This is a genomic window from uncultured Cetobacterium sp. (genome assembly GCF_947039425.1).
Taxonomy (GTDB): Bacteria; Fusobacteriota; Fusobacteriia; order Fusobacteriales; family Fusobacteriaceae; genus Cetobacterium_A.
The window spans coordinates 1-3,313 of the sequence record NZ_CAMQYW010000224.1; the positions used below are offsets into that span (position 1 = coordinate 1).

Sequence of the window (3,313 nt, forward strand, 5' to 3'; positions counted from 1 at the left end):
TAAGTATTATATTTTTTATTTTTCTCATTACATGGATAATTAGAATGTATTTATATTTTCCAAATGTTGAACCTATGACATTTAATAAAAATGCAATATATATAAAAATTTTTAATACTTTTATATATTTCTTTAAAACTTATGTTCATAAATAAACATTGTTTTAATTCTTAAGAAAGTATATACTATAATAAGGAGATCTTTTAAAATTTCTAATAATAGCAATTTAGGAGGATTTATTATGGGAACAGATATATTTAGAGGTAGAATTATTGCAATAGAAGATGGGAAAAATTCATATGAAAAAGATACTTTGTCTAAGTTTCATGGTCAAAATGGAGACTATCCACAACATGAAGGAGACGAATGTGGATTATTAATTAAAATTTATAATTATGAGACTATTCGAATTATATCCTTTGATGTTAAAGAATTACTTTTAGACTCAATAAATAAACAAAGGTTATCAACTAAAATGATTGAAACTTTAAGACTTAATAATATAGGAAAAGAAATTGAATTAAATAAAAATGAGCCTAAGCTTATTAATATTTTAGACTTAAAAGATTTATTTTAAGAAATAAGGAGATATCTAAAAATATAGATATCTCCCTATTTTTTATTAATTTTCTTTTAAAATTTCACTAAATTTACTGACAATAGCTTTATCAAACTCTTCTGAATAATATTTAAATACTTCTGGATCATTTAAATATGGTGTAACTGTACAAGATCTTATTAAAACTAATTTATGTACATTATCCCATTGATCTTTAGAAATTCCTATTCTTCTTATAATTTCTAAAGGTGAGTCTTTGTAATCACTATAATCAAACTCTGTATGAGAAACAATTAAATCATTTATGTATGAAGTTGTAAAATATGATGATTTTTTATAAAAATCAAAATTCAACTTATTCATTTTAACTAAATCTGTATTTCCTTTTATATTAAATACATAATCTACCATATTAAAATCTGGTTTACATAAAGGATGAACTTCAACAATACTCTCATTAACTATATATTCTTTTCTATTTTGTAATTTATTATATAAATTATAAGCCCCTTCTACACTAGCTCCTATCAATTGTCCATAACCGCTTACATTTAAATCCATAATTCTATGAGCTGTCCAAACTGCTGCTGCTGCTGCTCCAGCCTTAGAACCTTCTAAAATAAATGCTCCTAATAAATCTGGAATTTTTGTATCTTTTTGGAAAGCATAATTTGCAAAATATGAAATAGTATTTTTCATTCTTTTATCTTTAATTACTATTCCTCCAGCTTTATATGGAATATATCCCATTTTATGTGGATCAACAGTTATACTATCTGCTTTTGACATTGATTCATAAGCATTATAAACTTCTTTAGAAGGCCAATCTATATCTTTATTTTTGAAAACATTATATTTATTATAAACATCATGTAAATTTTCATATGGAATAAATTTATAATCCTCATCTAAAAATATAGCTCTACCATAACCTCCATAAGCTGCATCTATATGATAATAGAAATTAATACCATTTTGACTATACTCATCTTTTAAATTAATAACTTTATCAACATAATCTACAGCACCCTCTTCAGTAGTTCCTACAACTGAAACAACCCCTAAAATTGGTATTTTTTTATCAACTAGATTATCTATCACTTCTTTTAATTTATCTATATTCATTCTAAATTTATCATCTATTTCAATAGTTATTAGATTGTCTAAACCAATTCCTAAAATATCTGCTGCTTTTAACCAAGAATAATGCTTAGTTTCTGGAACAATTAATTTTCCTAACATAGTTACTTTAGTATTATCATTTCTAGAAGAGTATTTTTTTATATCATCTAATTTGTCTGGAACTTTATCTAATAAATCCATAATTTCATCCACAGACATATTTAATAACTCCCATTGAGTCTTTTCTTTAACTAATTCTGGTACAACTTCTTTAATTGCTAATGGAATAGATTTTATATTTCTCATATACCAAACAGCTTCATAGTTTGCTGTAGATCCATCTGGTGTTAAATGTCCCCAACCAATCTCAGGTTCATATCCCATTAATTTACATAAATCTTGTCCTACTTCAACCTCTAGTACAGTTGTTGCTGGTGCTCCTTCGTATGCAATGTTATTTCCATTGTATAACATTCCTGCAAAATAACCAAGAGTTGCTGGCATTAATGTTTCTGAGTTCATATGTCCTATATATCTAGGTGAATGCCAAGGCATCATTTTAGCTCTTAATTTAGAAGACAATTCATTTAAAACTGTTTCCATTTTATTTGTTGTTTTTATATATTCATTACTTGACAATTCAGACTTACTTATAATATCTGGATCTTCTGGATGAAAGTTTTTTCTCCACTGAGCATGATCATAAAAAAGTTTTACTAATTCTTTACTAAAAATTTCATCATTTTCTGATTTAGCACCTAAAAATAAGCTATTAATATCCATTTAAAACATCTCCCTATCTTTTTATTGTCCAGGTTGGTCTTTTTTCCAAGATGGTTTTTTAAATTTAAATATAATTAAAGGAATAACAAAACATATTATTGTACCAATTCCTTCAAATAAAACATATCCTAATCTACTATTAGAAGGAATATCACTAGATGGAATAAAACTAATAATAATAGTTAATCCTACTCCAACTAAAGCTAAAAGACAAACAATCCACATTCCAATAGTTCCTCCAGGAATTTTAAATGCTCTTATTACATCAGTTGCGTGGTAATGCAAATAAACTTCTGCACCTATTATAAATAAATATACAACGCTATATAAGATTGATGTAAGTATTAATACCATAAAATATCCAGAATTAATGTTTGGAACAATTATAAACAGTGATGAAATAATTGAAATTCCAATTGCTTGCAATAGTACAAAGGTAATAGGTATATTATCTTTATTTCTTTTTTGAAAAATTTTAGGTAAATTTCCCTCTTCAGCAACTTTAATCATAGATTTTGATGGTCCTAACACCCAAGCACTCATTTGTGCAATCATTCCAACACAAATCATTAATCCTAAAACTGGTGCCAACCATGCAACTCCTAAATCAGTTAAATAAATTTGAAATGATTGAAGAATATTAGCAAGTTGAATTTTACTATTAGGTATTGCATTAGCAACACTTAAACCAGCCACTAAGTTAAATATAATCATAGCACCAATTGATAAAAATACTGCAATTGGATAATTCCTTTTAGGATTTTCTATATCATTAGCATGAACTGATGCTATTTCTAATCCTGCAAATATGAAACATATTCCCGAAAAAAATGATAATTTACTTAAATC

At 26.0% G+C, this 3,313-nt stretch carries 3 protein-coding genes; 1 reads left to right on the forward strand and 2 read right to left on the reverse strand.

The genetic code is table 11. From position 1 onward, the window contains the following. Positions 1 to 241: 241 nt before the first annotated feature. Positions 242 to 577 (forward strand): hypothetical protein, encoded by a 336-nt coding sequence (locus tag Q0V09_RS09545; protein WP_297488928.1) that lies wholly within the window; start codon positions 242 to 244, stop codon positions 575 to 577. 45 nt (positions 578 to 622) lie between these two features. Here the strand turns inward: Q0V09_RS09545 and Q0V09_RS09550 are convergent, their stop codons facing one another. Further along, a complete protein-coding gene (locus Q0V09_RS09550) occupies positions 623 to 2,464 on the reverse strand; it encodes a pyridoxal-dependent decarboxylase (RefSeq protein ID WP_297407772.1) in 1,842 nt (613 codons plus the stop codon). A gap of 21 nt (positions 2,465 to 2,485) precedes the next feature. After that, positions 2,486 to 3,313: APC family permease (locus Q0V09_RS09555; protein WP_297488931.1), on the reverse strand; the 828-nt coding region annotated here is incomplete at its 5' end.

What these genes read in the sequence shown, in the direction of transcription:
- Q0V09_RS09545 (WP_297488928.1), top strand. Translation starts at nt 242, where the DNA reads ATGGGAACAGATATATTTAGAGGTAGAATTATTGCAATAGAAGATGGG.
- Q0V09_RS09550 (WP_297407772.1), bottom strand. Translation starts at nt 2,464, where the DNA reads ATGGATATTAATAGCTTATTTTTAGGTGCTAAATCAGAAAATGATGAA.